Origin of the sequence: Actinoallomurus vinaceus (genome assembly GCF_039542055.1) — a bacterium.
In the GTDB taxonomy this organism is placed as follows: domain Bacteria; phylum Actinomycetota; class Actinomycetes; order Streptosporangiales; family Streptosporangiaceae; genus Actinoallomurus; species Actinoallomurus vinaceus.
Window position 1 is genome coordinate 152,648 of the sequence record NZ_BAABHK010000005.1, and the last position, 19,726, is coordinate 172,373.

Sequence of the window (19,726 nt, forward strand, 5' to 3'; positions counted from 1 at the left end):
AGGGCGGCGTGATCCGGGTGCTGATCGTGGACGACCAGCATCTGGTCCGCGCGGGCCTGCGGATGCTGTGCGAGTCGACCGACGACATCGAGGTGGCGGGCGAGGCCACGGGCGGGGCCGAGGCCGTACGGCTCGCGGCGCGTCTCGCGCCGGACGTGGTCATCATGGACCTGCGCATGCCGGGCGTGGACGGCATCGCCGCGACAACGCGGATCCTCGCCGAGCGGCCCGCGACACGTGTCGTCGTGCTGACGACGTTCGACGACGATGATCATCTCTACCCGGCGCTCGCGGCGGGAGCGTGCGGGTTCCTCGCCAAGGATGTCGCACCCGAGACGCTCGTCGACGCGATCCGGCGCGCCGCGGACGGGGACAGCCCGTTCAGCACGCCGGTGCTGCGGCGGCTCGTCGCCCAGGCGGTCGGCGCCCGCCAGGAGGAGCCCGCCGCTCCCGATCTGGACCTGACCGGCCGGGAGCGCACCGTCCTCATCCTCGTCGCGGAGGGGCTGTCCAACGCGGAGATCGCTCACCGGCTGCACATTGGCGTCACCACGGTCAAGACGCACGTCGCCGGCCTCATGACCAAGACCGGCTGCCCGAACCGCGTGCGCCTGGCGGTCTTCGCCGCCCGCAACGGCCTGACCTGACGATGCCGGAAAGCCGGCCGTACGCTCCGGGATTTTCGCCGCCCGCTACGGCCTGGCCTGACGGTGCCGGGGAAGCTTGCCGTACGCTCCGCCGTTCGGAACCGCCTGACCCGATCGGCCCTGGGCGCTGGGCCTACAGGCCGTGGGTGCGGCGGAGGCGCCGGGTGCTGATGACGCCCACCGGTACAGGGGCCCAGAAGGTCATGGCCCGGAACAGCAGGACGCCTTCGGCCGCCTGGGCGGTCGGGACGTGCGCGGCCGCCAGCGCGGTGATCAGCGCCGCCTCGGTCGACCCGACGCCGGCCGGGGTCGGGATCACGGCGCCGGCCGTGGCGCCGATCAGGTAGACGGCGAGGAACGCGCCGAAGTCCCGGCCGTCCGTGCCGGGGATGGCGAGCAGGCTGGCCGCGAACGCGAGCGCGAGCGCGGCGTGCGCGCCGGTCGATGCGACGAGTGTCGCCATCAGGCAGCGGGGCCGGTGGAGGAGGTGCCGCAGCGACCGGCCCACGCCGGTGACCGCGGCGCGAGCCCAGGCGCGGCCCCGGCCGCGCGGCCAGCAGAGCACGATCAGGACCGCCAGGAGCACCGCGCCCCCGGCCGAGGCCAGGACCGGCACGATCAGCCCGGCGTGCCGGGCGGCGATCCGGTCGAGGCGGATGGTCGGTGCCGCCGGGTCGCCCAGGCCGTTCCACACGCCGACGGCCACGGCGACGAGACCGAGCTTCGTCACGCCGCGTACCAGACTGGCCGCGGCCATCGCCGCCGTCGCCTCGCACACCGGCAGGCCGCGCCGGGTGAGGTACCGGCAGGTGACGGCCGCCGAGCCGAGCCCGCTCGGGGCGAGCCGGTTCGCCGCCGCGCCCGCGAACTGCACCGCGGTGACCTCCCACAGCCCGAGCCGCCGGCCGGACACGCCGTCGGCGGCGGCGCGTACGCCGAGCGCCGACGCGAGGTAGTGCAGCGTGGTCAGCGCGGCGATCGCCGGCACGAACCCCCATTGGATCCGGCTCGCGCCGGAGGACACCGCTCCGGCCCAGCCGCCCACGTCGACGTCCTCGACGTCGACGTCGGCCAAGCGGGCACCGACGGCCACCCCGCAGAGCGCGGCGGCGAGGAATCCGGCGACCATCCAGTTGCGCGCCGGGAACCGGGCGATGGCCGACCCATCGATCCCCTCGACGAGATGCTGTCCTTCGACGAGAGGCTCGGGCGTCCGCCGGCGGGTGAGGATGATGCGTCGGCTCATGGCCTCAACCTTCCCCGCCGGATGGAGCAATGGTGAAACACGGGATGAGGGGCGGCTGACGTGATGGGTTCCTCCAGGTCCGCCGGTGGGCGGTGCCGTCACCGACCGTGGGGTCGCCGTGGGCGTCTCACTACCTGAATAGTACAACGATGGTGTTGTGGGTGATCATGCGTCTCGTGGAGCCCGGTGCCTGAGGGGCTCACGGGCAGGGATCATCCCCGCGGGGCGTACGCCGTGCCCGGTGGGACGTAGATCTTCCAGCGCTCCCCGGCCGGGGTGGTGAGAACGTACCGGCGCCAGCCGCGCGCGTACCGTGGGCGGGATCCGGCGAGTTCGAGGGTGGCGAACCGCGTCGTCCGGGCCGCGCGCAGGAGCCCGGCCGTCGTGGTGGAGGCGTTGTTCCCGCTGACCTCCACGGATCGGCAGCCCACGTAGAAGGCCAGCGGTTGCGCCGTGTCCCCGGAGAGGGTGCACGGCGGGTGGAGGCCGAGGTCGCGCAGGCCCGACGCGAGCCAGGAGTAGTCCTGGCGCGACCGGACCTCCTCACCGCTCATGTACCGGAGCACGCTCTGCTGGCCGGCGGCGAGGAGGACCAGCCCGGTCGCGACGGCGCCGGCGGTCACGCCGCGCCACCGCCCCCGGGTCAGGACCACCAGGCCGACGGCGAGTTCGGCGACCGGCAGGGCCAGCAGCGCGTAGGCGGGGATCAGGAAGCGCGGCGCGGCGTACCCGACGAACAGCAGGTACGCGGCCGCCAGCACGGCTCCGCAGGCGGCGGCCGGCGCGAGCAGGCGCAGCCGGCCCTGCCGGGCGGCCAGGACCAGCCCCGCCACGACGAGCGGGGGGATCGCCGGCCACCACAGCGCGACCGTCGGGACATGGGAGATCGTGGTGCCGCACGGCCGGCACAGCACGTACTTGTCCAGGGCCCGCAGGTTCATCGCGACACCCTCGGGATGCCAGCCCAGGCCGCCCTCCACCCTGCTGGAGTCGTGCAGCCGCCGCAGCGGATCGCCGAACCGGACGTAGGCCTCCACCGCCCACGGCAGGAGCCCCCCGGCCATGCCGAGGGCGATGCCGATCAGGAGACCGATCCGGTGCCGGCCCATGACGACGGCCCCCGCCGCCAGCGGAAGCACGAGCCACACCGCGTCACCCGGGCGCAGCAGCGCGGTGCATCCCACAGCGACGGCGAGCCACGCGCACGCCCGCCGGGGAGAGACCCGGGGCGCGACGTCCCCGGGATCCGGTACGGCGCCGGCCACGTGCGTGAACCAGCCGGCCGCCGCCACGGCCCCGTACGCCACGTACAGGTTCGGCATGACCTCGTTGCCGTAGAACCGCACGACCCACAGGCTCGTCAGGAGCAGCGCGGCGATTCCCACCGTGACCGGGCGAAGGAGCCGGGTCCACGGCCAGTACGCGACGACGAGGCCGACGGACGACAGCACGGCCATGTACCACCGCAGCGCGGTGAGCGAGGAGGTCACCGCCACGACGGGGGCGGCCAGCAGGGTGATCCCCCGGGCACGCGGCGCGCTGAAGTACGCGGCCGGAACGTGCGGGCTGACCTGGCTGACGTAGACGGTCTCGTCCCAGCCGAGCCGCATGTGCGCGGCCGCGCCGACGAGCTGGGCGGCGCCGTACGCGACGGCGACGATCACCAGGGGAGCGGCGGGACGCACGGCGGGCATCGGCGCCCGCCAAGACCTGAGCACGCAGGTCAGGGTAGACATCCGGGCTGAAGGAATCCTCTGAAGCGCGCCGGGGGACCACGACACGTGGGCGGCCGGATTCCCGAGGAGGGGAAAGGTGAGCGTGGCGCTAACCATGCGTTGAACCGATGCTGACCCGGGGATTCCTACGCTGGCGGGCAGCGATTTCGCATACGAGGGGATCCGTGCACCCGCCGCAACACGTACACATGCTCCATGCTCATCTGGTCGGCGGTCACTGGTCGCACCTGGCGCTCGTCGGCTGGGTGACGTTCGGGCCGATACTGTTCGCCGCCCTGCTCGGAACCGGATGGTGGACGGCGCGTCACCGGCGTGCCCCCGTCATGGCCGCGGCGATATGGGCGCCGGTCGGCGTCATCGCCGCCGTGCTGGTCAACCAGCCGCTCGAGCAGACACCGACCGTCCGACTGCCGATGTACGGGGCGGCGCGCACCGCCGCCCTTCCCGAGCCGAGCGACCACATGGCGGTCGCGGTGGCGACCGCCATCGGCCTGTTGCTCGTCAGCCGGTGGCTGGGACTGCTGGCCTGCGGCGCCGCGGTGATCATGGCGCTGACCTTCGCGGTCGGAGGCGTTCCCCTGGAGGACATCGCCGGGGGCGGCGTCGTCGGAGCGACGGTCACGTTGATCGGCTTCGTGCTGTTCGAGGGGCCGGTGCGGCGCCTCGTCGCACGGATCCGCCGGACGCGGCTGAGCCCCCTCATCGGACCGGGCGCCAGAACGGGCGTCGGAACGGGAAAGGTGTCTTGATGGGCCTGACCGACGGCCCGTTCGTCGTACTGCTCGGCGTCCTGGGGCTGGCCGCGTTCGTGGCGTGCGTCGTGCTGCTGCCACGCGTCGCGGGCGGCGGCCCGCGCCAGGTGGCGTCGCGGGCGGGCCTCGTGGTGGGCGCCCAGCTCCTCGTCGTCTTCGCGGTGCTCGTGGCGGTGAACTCCTCGTTCGGCTTCTTCGGCTCGTGGGCCGACATGCTGGGCACGGACAAGAGCAAGGTGCGGGTCGTCGGCGCGGGTCCGACCTCGTCGCCCGCCGCCGCGTCGCAGCCGTCTCTGCGGCCCACGTCCGACGCGTTGTCACGGGGCCTGCCCCCGAAGGAGGGACGCCTGGACGCGGTCGTCATCCGCGGCCCCCGCTCCGGCGTCACCGCCCCTGCCTACGTGTACCTGCCTCCGCAGTACTCCGAGCACGCCTTCCGGCATAAGCGCCTGCCCGTCGTGCTGGTCCTGACGGCCGACGTGCAGGCCGCGATCACTCACCTGCGCCTGCCGTCCGTCGCCGCCGGCCAGATCGCCGGCCGCACCGTGCAGCCGACGGCGTACGTCCTGATGAGACCGGTCGGCGCCTGCGTCGACGCGCCCGGTGGGCAGCAGGCCGGCACGTTCTTCGCCGAGGACGTGCCGATGGCGGTCGCGGCGTCCTACCGCGTCGCCCACGACGGCCCCGGATGGGGGGTGCTCGGCGACGCGGACGGCGGCTACTGCGCGGCCAAGCTCGCGCTGGAGGCCGGCGACCGGTTCACGGCGGCGGTCAGCGCCGCGACTTCGTACGGCGCCCCGCCCGGAGACCTGTACGGGCGCAGCGCGGCGGTCCGGTCCGAGAACGACCTGCTCTGGAGACTGAGCCACCGCCCGCCGCCCCCGGCGCACCTCCTCGTCGTCACCGCCGGCGGCGCCACCGAACCGGCGCAGCAGCTCACCGCGCTGGCGAGGCCGCCGGTACGGGCCGACTCCCTCACGGTCGCCGGCGGTGGCACGCTCCCGACCTGGCAGCGGGACCTTCCTGCCGTACTGCGATGGCTCAGCGGCCGGCTGAGCCCGGAGAACTGACGTCGATGGGCCTCACGGGCACTCCCTTCATCCTCCTCATCTGCCTCCTCGCCCTGGCGGCGCTGGTCGGCGTCGTCTGGGTCGCCCCACGCGCGGCGCGCCGCGTCCCGGCACGCGTCGGCCTGCTGCTCGTCCCCCAGGTCCTCCTCATCGCGGCCCTGCTCACCGTGGCCAACGCCTACTTCGCCTTTTACGGATCCTGGGGCGACCTGCTCGGCATGCCCGGCGGATCCGGAGGGGGCGGCGGCACCGGCGACCCCACCGGCCACCACGGCCACCTCATCCGGGGAGCGCACGGGCCCGCCGGCCAGGACCCGCCGCTCGTCCCGACGCACGACGCCTTCATCGACGGCCACCGGCTGCCCGTCAAGGACGGCCGGCTGGAGGCGGTGACGATCCACGGCGGCCGATCGGGGATCAGCGCCCTGGCCTACGTCTACCTGCCGCCACAGTACTTCCGCGACAAGACCCGGCACTTCCCGGTGACGCTCGCGCTCACCGGCTACCCCGGCAACGCCGAGAACCTCATCACCCGCCTGCAACTTCCGCAGACGGCCGCCCGCGAGATCGCCGCCCGCCGCCTCAAGCCCATGATCTTCGTCATGATGCGGCCCATGGTCACCCCGCCCCGCGACACCGAGTGCACCGACGTCCCGAAAGGCCCGCTCGCCGAGACGTTCTTCGCGCGCGACCTGCCCGCCGCGATCCAGAGCGCGTACCGCACCGTCCCCGGGCCGGCCGGCTGGAGCGCGATGGGAGACTCGACCGGCGGATACTGCGCGCTCAAGCTCGCCATGCGCCACTCCGACCGGTTCGCCGCGGCGATCTCCATGTCGGGCTACTACAAGGCGCTGCGCGACATCACCACCGGCGACCTGTACGGCGGGAGCCCCGCCTACCGGAACGAGAACGACCTGGCCTGGCGGCTCCAGCACCGCCCCGCCCCGCCCATCGACGTGCTGGTCACGACCAGCAAGGTGGGGGAGAAGGACTACGCCGCGACACGCCGCTTCATCGCGCTCGTCCATGCCCCGATGCAGGTCTCCTCGATCACCCTCCCGACGGGCGGCCACCACTTCAGCGTCTGGCGCCGCGAACTCACCCCCGCCCTGCGCTGGCTCAACGGCCGCCTCGGCGTGTGACCTTCTCGCTGGACGGTCTCAGCGGGTCGCCTAACGAGAGTCGGTCAGGCCCACCAGCTCATAAGCCTTCAGGGTGAGTTTCGCCGCCGCCCGCAAGGACCTCTTACGGTCTTCGGCTGCCATCTTCCGCACCAAGGGAAGGAAGACCGGCCACTCGGTGTAGCCGATGGCGCACAGTGCTCCCTCCCGAAGGCGTTTGTCCTTGGCCGTGGCGCATTCCGTGATTCGCGCCACGAGGCGCTCATCCATCTGCGCGGGCGCGCCGAGGCCGGCCCGCCGTACTGCGACGTCACGGGCCTCGGTCTCGGTGGCGGCGTCCAGATCGTCGAGCAGCGCCTCGAACGTGAGTATCCCCGGGTAGGCCCTGAAGACCGCCATCATGTGATCGACGATGTCCGGCCCGAGGCCAGAGTCGCCGATCGCCTGTACATAGGAGTTCGGCCTGGCCGGGTCGTTCTCGTACAACAGCCGGAGACCAGGGAGGATCTCCAACAGCACCCGCACCGGGCCCGCGTGATCCGGCGGGAGCCGTGGGGGCTCGTCCGGGAGCGTCCAGCCGTGACCTCGTGCCACCTCGGCCACGAACCCCAGCGAATTCCGCTGCTCGAACAGGTACCGCCGCGTTTTGAGCGCTCCCGACCGCTCTGTCACATCCATGTCCGCACCATGGCGTGGAGGTCCCAGACATTGATCCTGCCGTCCCGGCCCGCGCTCAGGGCGACGTGGCGCCCGTCGAGCACGGCGGTCCGGACCGTCTCGACGCTGCCCTTGTGGCCGGACAGCGGATCGCCGACCTGCGCGCCGGTCCGCAGGTCCCAGACGCGCACGGTCGCGTCGTCGCCCCCGGTGACCGCGAGGCAGCGGTCGTCGAACGTGACGGTGTCCAGGGAACGGATGGTCTCCTCGTGCCCCGTCAAGGGGTCGTGGACCGGATCGCTCTCCGGGTCTCCGGTCACGTCCCACACGTAGATGCCGTCCTCGACGGCCGCCGCCACGACCGGGCCGGCCGCGAGGCGTGCCAGAGAGACGGCCGGCACATGACCCGCCTCGGTGTAGAACGACGCCAGGCTCTCACCTTGGGCGAGATCCCACACCGCGACCACCCCGTCGGCCCCGCCCGCCGCCGCCATCGAGAGGCCGTGGCCATGCGCGGCCGTGAGGCCGGTGATCTCCCCGATGTCATTCGGGAGTTCCGTGAGCGGCTCCTCGGCCGACGGCCTCCACACCAGGACCTCCTCCGCGTACTGCGTGGCGGTCACGAACAGCGGCGGCCCCTCACCCCGCACTGCGGTGATGGCCGCGGTGTAGTCGTCGTTGAAGCTCGCTCCCCGGATCAGCTCGCCGCTCTCGAGATCCCAGAGGGCAATGCCCTGTTCGTCGCCTCCCGCCGCAAGGACCACGCGCCCGCCGGACACGACGGCGGCCACCGAATCGATGTCGTTCTCGGCATCGGGATACTGCGCGGCCACCGGGTCCCCGGCGCAGGCGAAGGCCAGGGGCCGGTCCTGCCAAACGTCGCGCAGGGGATCCCAGGTCCACACTCCTCCGTACCGGGAGTCGGCGCAGATGATGAGCGGTCCAGCGGCGGTCTGGACCACCGTGAAGTCCGTGATCCGGGACCCCGAGGGCACTTCGCTGCTCAACATCGCCGATTGCGTACGCATGTCGCGAAGGTACCGTCCAAGATCCACACCTGGGGGCGCTTCACCATTCCGGCCTCCGCCGGAGTCGGTCTCGTGTCGCCGACACCGGCGGGATCGAGTCGTGGCCGTGGCCATCGCCGGTCCTCAGGCGTGAAGGGTCGAAGGGGGTCGTGGCAAGAACGGGTGTCAGTTGTCCGCAAAGGAGGGTCACGTTCAATGAGCGGGACACCGCATGAGCTCTGAATCCCACAGATTCCTGACTCGCCGCATGCCCGGAGGTCCTCCGCATGAGGACGCGGCGGTGATTCAGGCGTCCTTGGAGGCTCCCGAACGGTTCGCCGAGATCTACGACGCGTATTTCGTGGAGATCCACAAGTATGTCGAGCGTCGGTTGGGTCAGGACATCGCCGATGATCTCGCGGCTGAGACGTTCGTCGCCGCGTTCCGGCAGCGCCAGCGCTATGACCGCACTCGCGGCGACGCGCGTGCATGGCTGTACGGGATCGCCACCAACTTGATCAGGCGGCATCGGCGTCGGGAGGTCGCCATGTACAAGGCGCTCGCCCGAGCCGGTGCTGCGGAGGCCGTTGAGGTTCGTGAGGACGGGCTGGACGCCCGGATCATCGCGCTGGGGTTGCGGCCACAGCTCCTTCAGGCACTCGCACGGCTGAATCCCGGCGATCGCGACGTCGTATTGATGGTGACCCTCGCGGAGCTCTCCTACGAGCAGGTCGCCGAGGCGCTCGACATCCCGTACGGAACCGTGTGCTCCCGGTTGAACCGCGCCAGGCGAAAGCTGCGCGAGGCACTTGGCCCCTCCGACCCGTTCGAGGAGGAGTAAGCGATGGATGAGCTGCAGATGCTACGTGAAGCACTGCCCGAAGCGCAGGGACCGAGCCCCAAGGTCGTCGCCACCGGCCGCGCGCGGCTGACCTCGAACCAGAACGCCGCACGATCGGGCGGTCGGCGAAGCCGCCGAGCCTGGGTGGCCGGCCTCGCGGCCACGGCCGTCGCCGCCACAACGATCGTGGCCGCGATCGGCGTGGGTGGACCGGCGGACCACCCTTCCCAGGACCAGCCGCTGAGCGCGCGGCAGATCCTGCTGGCGGCCGCCACCACCTCCGAGCACCTACCGTCCACGACGGGCCGCTACTGGCACGCCGAGATCCGCAACGTCCCCGAGCCCGTCACCGTCCAAGACGGCCGCATCCGGTATCGGCTGAACATGACCGTCGACCAGACCAACGTCTGGATCGCACGGTCGCCCCGGGATCTCAGCTGGTATCTGCAGGACGGCGACCCGACCTTCACCGCCCCGACCCGGGCCGACGCTGCCGCATGGCGCCGCGACGGCTCTCCGACGCTGTTCATCAGACCCCCGATTCCCCCTGGCCCGCTGTCGGACGATCCGGAAGCGGACTCGGTGCGGCCATGGCCGGCGGGAAAAGCGGTTCCTCATGGGTGGCGTCTGGCCACCGAAAACACCTTGCCGGGCATTTATGTCAAAGGCCCACGCAGCATCTTCCTCGGCGAATCCCGCCACAAGCTCTCCGTAACGGAGGTCATGAATCTGCCGACCGATCCCACCCGGCTCAAGGCCCGTCTACAAGCACTCACCGATCCGGCCGCGTTGAAGAGCCGCGGACGCACGCCGGCCGAAGGGATGTACGACGCCGTCCGGGATCTGCTCATCCTCGCGCCGGCACCGCCCAAGGTCCGGGCGGCGGCGTTCCGCCTTCTCGCGACGTTCCCGGGTATCAAGACCCTGGGAAAGGTACGGGATCCGCTCGGCCGTGAGGGAATCGGCCTCATCGTCACCGACCCGAGCTTCCGCCCGGGCGGTTCATATCAGGACCGGTTCATCATCGACCCCGCCACGTCGAACATCCTCGCCATCGGAAACCAGAGCGCGCCCGGAAATCACAACACCTACACCCCGGTCATCACCGGATGGACCAACACCGCTCCCACACCGCCCGCGCAGAGAGTCCCAGACGAACAACCGTAATCACCGGCGGCTCCCGCCTGGCCGTATGGCGCAAGGGTCATCCGGTCGCCATTGAGTACCAGCGTCGGCCAGGCGGGGTCGCAGTCCGTGATCCGAGGCCCCGAAGGTACCGGCAAAGATCCACAACCGCCGGCCATGGCCAGGACTGGCGCAACATCAGTGGACCCGTTGGTGTACGTGGTTTCACGGATGATTTCTGGTGCTTTTTTATCTATGGTTCTTGCAGGTCTCATCTGGGGGTATGTATTCAATGGGCAATATTCCAGCAGCGCGTAGCCTGCACCAGGCGGTCCTGACTCCGATTGATGCGACGAAGACCAACGAGCTGTCCGGCGTGGCCAACGAGCCGGGTGCATGGGAAAAGCTGCGATTGGCTCAGGCGGTTCAGCGGGCCAGGTCGGTCGGGACAAGCGGCAAACAAGATCAGGTGCGGTTGAGTAAGCTCTGGTATGCGAAGAATGCCGCCTCGCCCGTGCGGACCACGGTCGATCTGGGCCAGTTGTTCGGAGGGCATATCGCCGATGCCGCACAGCAACTGGCGCGGATGCCCGCCGACGAGTTGACGCGCGAGGCCGAGGCTGACCTGTCCAAGCTGGCCAATGCTCCGGACGGAACCCCATACGCGGCTGCGCGTGACGAGTTGGAAGCGGCCTTGGAGGCATTCCGCCTCCGGCTGCATGCGGTGTATTTGGGAGTCTTGCATGTGCAGCGGATGGACTTGTTGCCTGCGGGCATGGCAGGAGGTGAGCTGGTGCATTCGCTACCGCTCGCACCTGGCGAGAAGGTGCATCTGACCCGGCGCGAGTGGTCGAACACTGCCTCGGATTTTCAGACCATCGTCACCGACTACGAGGAGTCCTTCAGCGAGCAGGGAGTTACCGAGAAGACGGAGCTTGCTGAATCAACCACATCCCAGCATCAGCACTCGCTAGGTCTCAACACTTCGGTCAGCGCCTCAGGCGGATTCGGTCCGATGAGCGTCAGCGCCTCCGGAGCGTTCAGCATGACTGATCAAACCAGCCTTGCCAGCGCTGACAGCACGAAGCGCTCGCAAGAGCTGACGAAAAAAGCGTCGGCGCGAACCAAGCAGGAACACAAGATCAGCTTCCGGGTGTCAAGCGCGGCCGGCTCTGAACAGGAGCAGGTCAGCACCGTACGAAACCCCTACGCTGACCGAGGCTGCAGGGTGGACTACTACCAGCTGCAACGCAAATGGCTGGTCGAGCTGCGCGAGTTCGACAAGCGGCTGTGCCTGGATGTGAACATTCCCGAACCGGGGTTCGAGTTGCTTGACCGCTATCGCGAGATTCAGGACCTGCAAGGGCGCTTGGGTGCGCAGTTCGACATGACGGGAATCATTGATCCGGATCACCCGAACGCGCCGCTGACCGCAGAGTCGATCACTCGCGACAACTGGTCGCGGCTGGCCTCTGCTTTTGGCACCAGCATCGACCCGCCGCCGGGGGCCACGATTCGGCTATATGTCTCCGACACGCCACGCACCTGGGATAACGACGACAACACCACACAGGGGGCGGGCCGCTGGCACTGGTTCACCTTCGGTGTGGACATCGACCCGAACTATGTCGTTCAGACAGCACGCGTGGACTGGGACAAGGACGGATTCAGCGACTTCACCGGCGACTTTGTCGATAATCCAACTGCGGGTGCCGACTTCTTTGTGCGAGGTGTCGGCCCGGACAAGCACGAACTTCTCGATTGGCGAGGGTTCGGTGGTCATTTCGACATCCACTACGGCGCCTACCACGTCAAGTCGTGCTCGGTTTGGGTCACCGGCATCCTGCGGCTCCGCGACGAGGTGTTCACCGCTTGGCAGCAGAAGGCGTACGCGGCGATCAAGGACGCTGCGTTGGGTAACTTCTACGCCGAGCAGACTCAGCTGCGCGACCGGCTCGACGCCCTCAAGGCCGAGCTCGGTGCGCAGGACCCTCTGTCGCTTCGCAAGGTCGAGCGGGAGGAGGTGATGAAGGGCGTGGTCCGTTGGATCTTCGGTCCCGAGTTCGCGTTCTCCCCGGCCGTCGTCGGTAGCACGCTCTACGATCCGGCCACCGGCCAGATTCTCAACCAGCAGATCTGGGACGCCATGGCCTCGCAAGGACAGACGATCCAGTTCGTCCACCACGCTATCGAGTGGGAGAACATTGCCTATTTTCTTTACCCTTACTTCTGGTCCGCCCACAACCGGTGGGCGCTCAAGACGGGCCTGGATCACCCGGACTTCACGCACAAAGCGTTCCTGAAAGCCGGCAGTGCCCGAGTGGTAGTGCCGATCCGCCGGGGCTTCGAATCGGCCTTCCTCGCCTTCGTCCGCACCGGCCACACCGACGGCAGCGACCCCTATGTGACCCTCGCCGACGAATTCAGGGCTGACGCCGACGCCCGATATCCGAATACCCCCAGTCCCGACCCCGACGAGTCCGATCAACAGCGTCTCGGAAACCTTGTATCGTCCTGGTACGAATTCACTCCTACCGCAGCACTCGATGTACAGGTGACCTCATCATTGCCCGATGACGCCGCGGGATCCACCGCCAATAGCGAATCCTGATCGACGATTGGTCTCGGCCCCCTCCAAGGCCGTGTCGAACTGAGTCAAGGTCGAAACGTGGAGAGCTCAGGCAGAATGCTGTAACTGCCCAGCGGGAGGGATGAATCTTGCAGGTGGGGATCAATCAGCCGTGGTGGCTTTACCATACATTCGGTATCGACTTCGGGGGTCTCCCGCGTTCCGATCAACGGCACTGGACGCATGGCGTCGACGCGGTGTTTGATAGCTACGCATCGATCGGTCTACGCATTGTACGGTGGTTCATCTTCGGCTCAGGAGCGATGTTGCTTCCCAGTCCGCGCAGAGAGGCGGCCGGGACCGTGACGGCTGCCCCACCGATCGGGCTGGGGCGGCAAGTATTGGACGATTTTGAGTTGCTGCACCGAAAAGCGCGTAGCCACGGACTCCGGCTCGTCCCTACCTTCCTCGACTTCCACTTCGCCTTCGCGCCTGAATTTGGCGATCGCGTCAAAGGTGGGCGCTCATCATGGATTAGTGACACGGCTAAACGTCACGCGCTTTTCGAAAATGTCCTCGAACCCTTGCTGGGCGTCTCGGCGAGCTATCCCGACACCATCTACGCCTGGGATCTGTTCAACGAACCTGAATGGTGCACCGATGTCCTGGTTCCGCCGAGCCGTACTGTTCGCCAAGCGAACGTGCGACTCTCGGATATGAAGGCGTTTCTCCGTGAGGGCTGCGCGCGCATCACTCAACATAGACTGCCCGCAACAGTAGGATTCAACGACCCAATGACGCCCAGTCAATGGGCCCTAGCCGGACCCCCGATAACGCGAACCCAAGTTCACCACTACGGCCGGATAACCGGATCGCTAATCACCGCCGCAGCCAGTGAGGCGGTCGACGGAGAGCCTGCTCCTGCCAACTCATACGGCCCTTCGGCTTTTCTCGGTGAATTTCCCTTCAACGTGACCGGCAACTACCGCTGGCTTCGGCCCGGCGACAGAAGACCGTCCTCTGGTCCGAATAGCTACGAAGAGTCCCTCTATGAACGCCTACAGAACCTGCAACCACTCGGTTATGATGCCGTGCTGGGCTGGTCTTACCCGCTCCAGGATCACCCACCCGGCCCCACCGACCCGGAAGGTTCCTGGCCAGAAGTGCGTGCCGACCTTGAAGCCTTTCTTGTCGGATCACGAGGTGCTCGAACCGCCATTGGCCGAGCATGAGCCGGGTGAGTACGCGATACACCAGCTGTCTCGTGCCTTCGGCGGTCTTGCGGCGACAGGTCCCTGAGCCGCATTCACCAGGGCGCTTCCCGGTTCGTTCTCGGGGCTTCACCTATCCGGTGGGCTCGTCGCGCGGGAGTGCCGGCGCCGGCCAGGCGGGGTCGTGTTTCCACGATGACCAGTCGTCGGCAAAGGGCCCTCGACGGGATTCGATCAGGGAGACGACCTGCTGTCGTGCGGTCTCGACGCGCTGGTGGAGTGCGTCGTCGATCAGCCCGAGGCGGCGTGCTTGGGCGTATTCGTCCTCGTCCTTCCAGCGGTAGGACGACAGGTCCGCCGTCACGACCAGGTCCAGCAGCAGGTCGAAGGCGTCGATGCCGATGGCAGTCCGCTGGAAGGGGCGGACGAAGTCGACGTACCAGCCGCCGCAGTGGCCCTCGGCGTCGAAGAACCGGCTGACGCTGAAGTACCGACCGGCTTCGTACCGCGCGAGCAAGGTGGTGTCCCGCCAGACCCACCGGTCCAGTTCCCAGCGGCCGGAGGCCAGGTTGGGGATGGCCTGTTCGCGCACGGCATCGTTACCGGTGCGCAGCCATTCGATCCAGGTGGTCGGCGCGAGCATCTCGACGCCTGGCCAGCAGGCGAGCATCAGCACGGTGCCGGTGTCCTGGATCACCCGAAAGGGCGCCGCCGACCATACTTTGCCCCGCAACACGTCCCGGCGGACGACAGTGGACCCTTCAGGAAACGCCGAGCCGCCGGCTCCATCGACCGTCACGTTCTTGATCGTGCCACGGCCATACCGGCGGCAAGGCGGATTCCAGAGACGATGGTGCCGCTCTTCCCGGCGGGGTCAGCGGGGGCAGGAGGAGCCGCGGGGCAGGCGGTACGGGGCGGCGATGCGGTACTTGCCGGGTTCGGGGGCGTACAGGCGGATCCAGTCGCCGGCCTTGGCCAGGCAGCCCGGTCGGCCGTCGAGGACCTTGAGCCAAGGTGACCAGGGGACGCGGATCAGCACCGATCCCTTCGTCGCGACGGTGACGTCCAGCTCGTTGTCGAGTGCGCGGTCCACGGTGGCCGGCGGGTCGGCGAGGGGGACGGCGTCGGTGACGCGGAACAGGCGCCAGTGCCGGTTCTGCCAGACCGGCTTCAGCCAGGGCTGGCCCGCGCGGACGATGCGCGCCTCCTCTTTGGCCTGCCAGTCGGGCTGGGCCGACGGCAGCACGACATAACCCACCGCCCACCGTCGCAGCCACGCGTGGTAAGTGTCCGGGCTGAGGGTCCCGTCGTAGAACAGGGCGTTGCGCTGCACGTCGGCCTGGCGGTTCCAGCCGCGCGCGAGGTTGACTTCCGAGGCCAGTTCCGAGGCCTCCAGGTGGGTGCGCTCCGGCACGACCTCGACCCGGCCGCGGTCGGCGCGCACCCGCCGCAGTTCGTTCACCAGGCTCGCCGTGTGCCCGACGTTCGCGGCCGTGTTGACGACGTCGAAGACCGGCCGGACCACCTGCGAGATGACCGTCGCGACGAACGCGACGTAGAGGATCGCCGTGCGCCGGTGCAGGGCCGCGGCCAGCAGGACCGGGCCCGCGAACAGCAGGGCCATCCGGTCGACGTTGCTGCCCACCTGCGACGGGATGATCCAGGTGAGCACGGTCCCGAGCGCGTACACCACCGCGCCCAGGCGTACGGTCCGCCACTCGCGGGGTGCGAACTTCGCGAGCGCCAGAGAGGCGACGACCGGTGCGACGACGAGGTACCAGGGGAACGGCTGGACGCCGCCGAAGGGGAAGAACAGCGCGGATCCCGCGACGACCACGGGCGGGCCGGCGGCGACGGCGTACGCCGCCGGGCGGCGTTTCGTGAGGAACAGCGCGGCGGCGATGACCTCCAGGAACAGCCCGGCGACCGGGCTGGCGAGCGTGGCCAGTATCCCGAGGACGACGACGGCGGAGGCGCGGAGCGGCCGGGGGCCCCGGGGGACGAACACCACGGTCACGGCGGCCAGTCCGAACAGCAGGCCCAGCGCGAAGGTGACGCGGCCGGAGACGGCGTTGCAGGACAGGGAGAACGCGCCCCAGAGCGCCGGGGCGAGGGGGCGTTTGATCCCCGAGCGGACGAGCAGCAGGGCGACCAGGGCGGCCGACAGGGTGCCGGCGATCACCGCGGCCGTGCGCACTCCGATCAGCGCCATGAGGTACGGCGAGAGGATGCTGTAGGACGCCGGGTGCATGCCGCCGTACCACGCGAAGTCGTAGGCGGAGCCGGGATGGCGCACCGCGAACCGGGTCCAGGCATACTGTGCGGCGAGGTCTCCGCCGTCCGTCGCGGCGTACTTGGCCCACAGCAGGTGGAGGACGGCGGCGGCCGCGGTAGCGACCACGATCGGATGGAACAGCCACCGCCGGTGGGCGGGCCGTCGGGTGCGTGGAGCGTCGGCAGTACGTGCCGGCTGCAGCGTGGTCGTCATCGCCCGGCGGCACTCTCCGGATGTGCCTGGTGAGGCTCGTGAGGCTCGGGGGACATTCGGTCAATGATTGAGGATGGGCGGGCCAGGGGCAAATCAGGCGCGCCGACAGGCATCAACCTCTTACATCCGACATAACGGTCGCGGGGGATGCTTACCGAATTTCCGAAACATTGCAGCGTCTGGGAACCAAGCCCTAGTGTTTACCGTCGGACCAGCGGATGTGCGCCTCCGACGCGCCACCCAGCGGGCCTCGGGGCAGTGACGGGAAGGTTGTTTCGTGACTCAGCTTGTCGTGGAGGGCAACGGCACGTCGGTGGCTCTCGATCCACGACGTACCTACCGCGTGGGCCGGGATCCTGGGTCGGAGATCGTCGTCGCCGTCGACGGCGTCTCCCGCTCGCACGCGACCCTGCGATTCGAAGCCGGTCAGTGGGTGCTGGAGGACAACGGCAGCGCGAACGGCTCGTACGAGGGCGGTCGCCGGATCCAGCGGGTCGCGGTCGCGCCCGGCAGCGAGATCCGGCTCGGCCATCCCGAGCAGGGCGTTCCACTCACCTTCCGGGCGGGCCAGACGGCCCCGCCCGCCGCCGGACCGCCGCCCGCGGCGGGCGCGCCGGCGGCATCTCCGGGGCGGCCGCAGTCGCCGACCGACTCGTCCGGCCCTCGGCCGCCGTACCAGCAGGACTCACCCTGGGGTTCGTCGCCCGCCGGGCCGTCGCAGCCGGGCGGCCCCGGACAGTACCCCCCGCCGACGCCTCAGCGGCCCGCTGCGGCCGGCGGCACCGCGCCGCAGGGCTACCCGCCCGCGCCGGACGTTCCTCAGCAGCCCGCCGCCGGTGGCACCGCGCCGTACGGGTACCCGCCCGCGCCGGACGTGTCTCAGCCGGGCGGTACGGCGCCCCACGGGTACCCGCCCGCGCCCAACATGCCTCAGCCCCCCGCCACAGCGGGGGGCACCGCGCCGCACGGCTACCCGCCCGCGCCGGAGGCGCGCCCCGGGCAGGCCCCGCCGACCATCGCTCCCGGGACGCCCGTGCCGCCCCAGCAGCAGCCCTCCCCGTACGGAACCGGGCCGCAGCAGGCGCCCGGATACGGCGGCGGCCCGGCGGGGCCGCCGTACCAGGCTCCGCCCGGCCCCGGCGGCGTCCCCGCGTGGCAGAGCGCCCCGACGCACGGGCCGACTCAGGGCCCGCGCCCGCGGTCGCCGATCGTGCAGACGATGAGCGGTCAGTACCGCGAGCCCGCGCACGTCCGGAGCCTCGGCGGTTCGAATGTGGTGCGCATCGGCCGCGGCCCCGAGAACGACATGGTCGTCGCCGACCTCCGCGTCTCGCGCCAGCACGCCGAGCTGCGCTCCGCCGGCGGCACGTACGAGATCGTCGACCTGGGCAGCCGAAGCGGCACCTACGTCAACGGCCGGCGGGTCCAGCGCGCGCCGATCGGCGCGCAGGACATCATCGGCATCGGGCCGTCGACGTTCCACCTGGTGGACGACGTCCTCATGGAGTACGTCGACGCCGGAGCGGTCCGGCTCAGCGCCCACGACCTCACCGTCACCGTCGACAAGGGCAAGGTGCTGCTCGACCACGTGACCTTCCCGCTGGGGGAGAAGTGCCTGGTCGCGGTCATCGGCCCCAGCGGTTCGGGCAAGTCGACGCTGCTGCGCGCGCTCACCGGCCTGCGCCCCGCCGACCAGGGCGTCGTCTCGTACGACGGGCGCGACCTGTACCGCGACTACGCCGAGCTGCGCTCCCGCATCGGGCTCGTGCCGCAGGACGACATCCTGCACACGCAGCTCACCGTACGCCGGGCGCTCATTTACGCCGCCGAGCTGCGGTTCCCCGACGACACCCGGCAGAGCGAGCGCAAGGCGCGCGTCGACGAGGTGCTCAAGGAGCTGGGCCTGGACCACCGCCGGGACAACAAGGTCTCGTCGCTGTCCGGCGGTCAGCGCAAGCGCGTCAGCGTCGCCCTCGAACTGCTCACCAAGCCGTCGCTGCTGTTCCTCGACGAGCCCACCTCCGGCCTCGACCCGGGTCTGGACAAGTCGGTCATGCAGATGCTGCGCGGCCTGGCCGACGACGGCCGTACGGTCGCCGTCGTCACCCACAGCGTCGCCAACCTCGACATCTGCGACCGGCTGCTCGTCATGGCGCCGGGCGGGCGGATCGCGTACTTCGGCCCGCCGAAGGAGGCGCTGCCGTTCCTCGGGTTCGACGACTGGGCGGACGTGTTCCAGGCGTTCGACGACCCGTCCATCGACTGGGGCGGCCGCTACCTGCACTCTCAGGAGCACCAGCGGTACGTCCAGGCGGAGCTGGTCCAGCCGGTCGCGCAGACCGGCCCGGTCGGCGGCAACTTCGAGCAGCCGCCCAAGGCGCAGAGCTGGCCGGAGCAGCTGAGCACGCTGATCCGCCGCTACTGCCGCAGCATCGCGGCCGACCCGATGTTCCTCGGCATCACCGTGCTGCTACCGATCATCATGGGCCTGCTGGCCCGCGCGGTGCCCACCGGCAACCTGCTGGCGCCTCCCGGCAATGACAGCCAGGCGGCGAACCTCCTGCTCATCCTGTGCATCGGCGGATGCCTCACCGGCGCCGCCAACGCGGTGCGCGAACTCGTCAAAGAACGAGCCATCTACCAGCGAGAACGCGCGGTCGGGCTGTCCAGATCCGCGTATCTCGCCTCGAAACTGCTCGTGCTCGGCCTGGTCACCATCGGGCAGGGCGTCGTGCTGACCCTGGTGGCCATGCTCGGCGTCAAGACGCACGACAAGGGCGTGCTCACGACTCCGCTGATCGAGCTGGTGCTCGCGATCGCCCTGCTGTCCTTCACCGCGATGGCCCTCGGCCTGCTGATCTCCGCGCTGGTCAAGACCAGCGAGATGACGATGCCGCTCCTGGTGATGTCCACGCTGGTCCAGGTCGTGTTCTGCGGCGCCCTCGTGCACCTCGACGGCAAGCCGGGGCTGGAGCAGATCTCCTGGCTGGTTCCTGCCCGGTGGGCGCTCGCCGCGATGGCCGGCACGCTCAACGCCGGTGTGCTGATCCCCAGCCGGGGCGATGCGCCGGACCCGCTGTGGAAACAGGACACCGGCACGTGGGCGTTCGACATGGGGATCATGGTCGTCCAGGTGGTCGTCCTGACGTTCCTGGTCACGCGGATGCTCCGCCGCCAGGAGCCCGAGGTCATGCGCAAGTAGCGCGCCGCGCGCGAGAGGGGAACATCGGGCGGTTCACCCGGTGTTCCCCTCTAT

At 69.7% G+C, this 19,726-nt stretch carries 15 protein-coding genes; 9 read left to right on the top strand and 6 right to left on the bottom strand.

All coding sequences use genetic code 11. The annotated features are described in order from the left end of the window. The first annotated feature begins 8 nt into the window (after positions 1-8). On the top strand, positions 9-647 hold the full coding sequence (locus ABEA24_RS19455) for a response regulator (RefSeq protein ID WP_345432333.1): 639 nt from the start codon (positions 9-11) through the stop codon (positions 645-647). A gap of 133 nt (positions 648-780) precedes the next feature. Here ABEA24_RS19455 and ABEA24_RS19460 read toward each other — a convergent pair whose 3' ends face one another. Both ABEA24_RS19460 and ABEA24_RS19465 read right to left on the bottom strand, forming a co-directional pair. After that, positions 781-1,893 (bottom strand): lysylphosphatidylglycerol synthase transmembrane domain-containing protein, encoded by a 1,113-nt coding sequence (locus tag ABEA24_RS19460; protein ID WP_345432334.1) that lies wholly within the window; start codon positions 1,891-1,893, stop codon positions 781-783. Between the two features lie 212 nt (positions 1,894-2,105). Beyond that, positions 2,106-3,611 carry a hypothetical protein gene (locus ABEA24_RS19465; protein ID WP_345432336.1) on the bottom strand — a complete coding sequence of 502 codons (1,506 nt, stop codon included), beginning with the start codon at positions 3,609-3,611 and terminating at the stop codon, positions 2,106-2,108. A gap of 206 nt (positions 3,612-3,817) precedes the next feature. Here ABEA24_RS19465 and ABEA24_RS19470 point away from each other — a divergent pair, with 206 nt between their 5' ends. Genes ABEA24_RS19470 through ABEA24_RS19480 form a run of 3 tightly spaced genes read left to right on the top strand, consistent with a single transcriptional unit; the run spans position 3,818 to position 6,593 of the window. Then, positions 3,818-4,378 (top strand): hypothetical protein, encoded by a 561-nt coding sequence (locus ABEA24_RS19470; RefSeq protein WP_345432337.1) that lies wholly within the window; start codon positions 3,818-3,820, stop codon positions 4,376-4,378. Further along, positions 4,378-5,451, top strand: a complete 1,074-nt coding sequence (locus ABEA24_RS19475; RefSeq protein WP_345432338.1) for an alpha/beta hydrolase — start codon at positions 4,378-4,380, stop codon at positions 5,449-5,451. Before ABEA24_RS19470 ends, ABEA24_RS19475 begins: the two co-directional genes overlap by 1 nt. Continuing rightward, a complete protein-coding gene (locus ABEA24_RS19480) occupies positions 5,418-6,593 on the top strand; it encodes an alpha/beta hydrolase (protein ID WP_345432339.1) in 1,176 nt (391 codons plus the stop codon). The genes ABEA24_RS19475 and ABEA24_RS19480 overlap by 34 nt, the downstream gene beginning before the upstream one ends. Before the next feature lie 30 nt (positions 6,594-6,623). Here ABEA24_RS19480 and ABEA24_RS19485 read toward each other — a convergent pair whose 3' ends face one another. Both ABEA24_RS19485 and ABEA24_RS19490 read right to left on the bottom strand, forming a co-directional pair. Next, positions 6,624-7,250, bottom strand: coding sequence for a hypothetical protein (locus ABEA24_RS19485; protein ID WP_345432341.1), 627 nt, complete (start codon positions 7,248-7,250; stop codon positions 6,624-6,626). Continuing rightward, a complete protein-coding gene (locus ABEA24_RS19490) occupies positions 7,241-8,257 on the bottom strand; it encodes a WD40 repeat domain-containing protein (RefSeq protein WP_345432342.1) in 1,017 nt (338 codons plus the stop codon). The genes ABEA24_RS19485 and ABEA24_RS19490 overlap by 10 nt, the downstream gene beginning before the upstream one ends. Before the next feature lie 280 nt (positions 8,258-8,537). Here ABEA24_RS19490 and ABEA24_RS19495 point away from each other — a divergent pair, with 280 nt between their 5' ends. The 4 genes from ABEA24_RS19495 (at position 8,538) to ABEA24_RS19510 (ending at position 14,003) form a co-directional block, all read left to right on the top strand. Continuing rightward, on the top strand, positions 8,538-9,077 hold the full coding sequence (locus tag ABEA24_RS19495) for an RNA polymerase sigma factor (RefSeq protein ID WP_345432343.1): 540 nt from the start codon (positions 8,538-8,540) through the stop codon (positions 9,075-9,077). A 3-nt stretch (positions 9,078-9,080) separates the two neighbouring features. Further along, on the top strand, positions 9,081-10,244 hold the full coding sequence (locus ABEA24_RS19500; protein WP_345432344.1) for a CU044_5270 family protein: 1,164 nt from the start codon (positions 9,081-9,083) through the stop codon (positions 10,242-10,244). A 250-nt stretch (positions 10,245-10,494) separates the two neighbouring features. Continuing rightward, the gene (locus ABEA24_RS19505) at positions 10,495-12,813 is read left to right on the top strand and encodes a hypothetical protein (RefSeq protein WP_345432345.1); all 2,319 of its coding nucleotides are present in this window, start codon (positions 10,495-10,497) and stop codon (positions 12,811-12,813) included. 107 nt (positions 12,814-12,920) lie between these two features. Continuing rightward, positions 12,921-14,003 carry a glycoside hydrolase 5 family protein gene (locus ABEA24_RS19510; protein WP_345432346.1) on the top strand — a complete coding sequence of 361 codons (1,083 nt, stop codon included), beginning with the start codon at positions 12,921-12,923 and terminating at the stop codon, positions 14,001-14,003. A 112-nt stretch (positions 14,004-14,115) separates the two neighbouring features. On the opposite strand, the gene ABEA24_RS19515 is transcribed toward ABEA24_RS19510, so the two are convergent. Further along, the gene (locus tag ABEA24_RS19515; RefSeq protein WP_345432347.1) at positions 14,116-14,781 is read right to left on the bottom strand and encodes a DUF402 domain-containing protein; all 666 of its coding nucleotides are present in this window, start codon (positions 14,779-14,781) and stop codon (positions 14,116-14,118) included. 75 nt (positions 14,782-14,856) lie between these two features. Then, positions 14,857-16,383, bottom strand: a complete 1,527-nt coding sequence (locus ABEA24_RS19520) for an MFS transporter (RefSeq protein ID WP_345432348.1) — start codon at positions 16,381-16,383, stop codon at positions 14,857-14,859. Positions 16,384-16,747: 364 nt separating this feature from the next. On the opposite strand from ABEA24_RS19520, the gene ABEA24_RS19525 reads away from it, so the two are divergent. Next, positions 16,748-19,672: an FHA domain-containing protein gene (locus ABEA24_RS19525; protein ID WP_345432349.1), complete on the top strand. Its 2,925-nt coding sequence runs from the start codon at positions 16,748-16,750 to the stop codon at positions 19,670-19,672. The last annotated feature ends 54 nt before the right edge of the window (positions 19,673-19,726 follow it).

Excerpts from the sequence above, each read along its gene's own strand:
- ABEA24_RS19460 (WP_345432334.1), bottom strand. The coding sequence starts at position 1,893 with ATGAGCCGACGCATCATCCTCACCCGCCGGCGGACGCCCGAGCCTCTC.
- ABEA24_RS19470 (WP_345432337.1), top strand. The coding sequence starts at position 3,818 with ATGCTCCATGCTCATCTGGTCGGCGGTCACTGGTCGCACCTGGCGCTC.
- ABEA24_RS19475 (WP_345432338.1), top strand. The coding sequence starts at position 4,378 with ATGGGCCTGACCGACGGCCCGTTCGTCGTACTGCTCGGCGTCCTGGGG.
- ABEA24_RS19480 (WP_345432339.1), top strand. The coding sequence starts at position 5,418 with ATGGCTCAGCGGCCGGCTGAGCCCGGAGAACTGACGTCGATGGGCCTC.
- ABEA24_RS19485 (WP_345432341.1), bottom strand. The coding sequence starts at position 7,250 with ATGGATGTGACAGAGCGGTCGGGAGCGCTCAAAACGCGGCGGTACCTG.
- ABEA24_RS19490 (WP_345432342.1), bottom strand. The coding sequence starts at position 8,257 with ATGCGTACGCAATCGGCGATGTTGAGCAGCGAAGTGCCCTCGGGGTCC.
- ABEA24_RS19500 (WP_345432344.1), top strand. The coding sequence starts at position 9,081 with ATGGATGAGCTGCAGATGCTACGTGAAGCACTGCCCGAAGCGCAGGGA.
- ABEA24_RS19505 (WP_345432345.1), top strand. The coding sequence starts at position 10,495 with ATGGGCAATATTCCAGCAGCGCGTAGCCTGCACCAGGCGGTCCTGACT.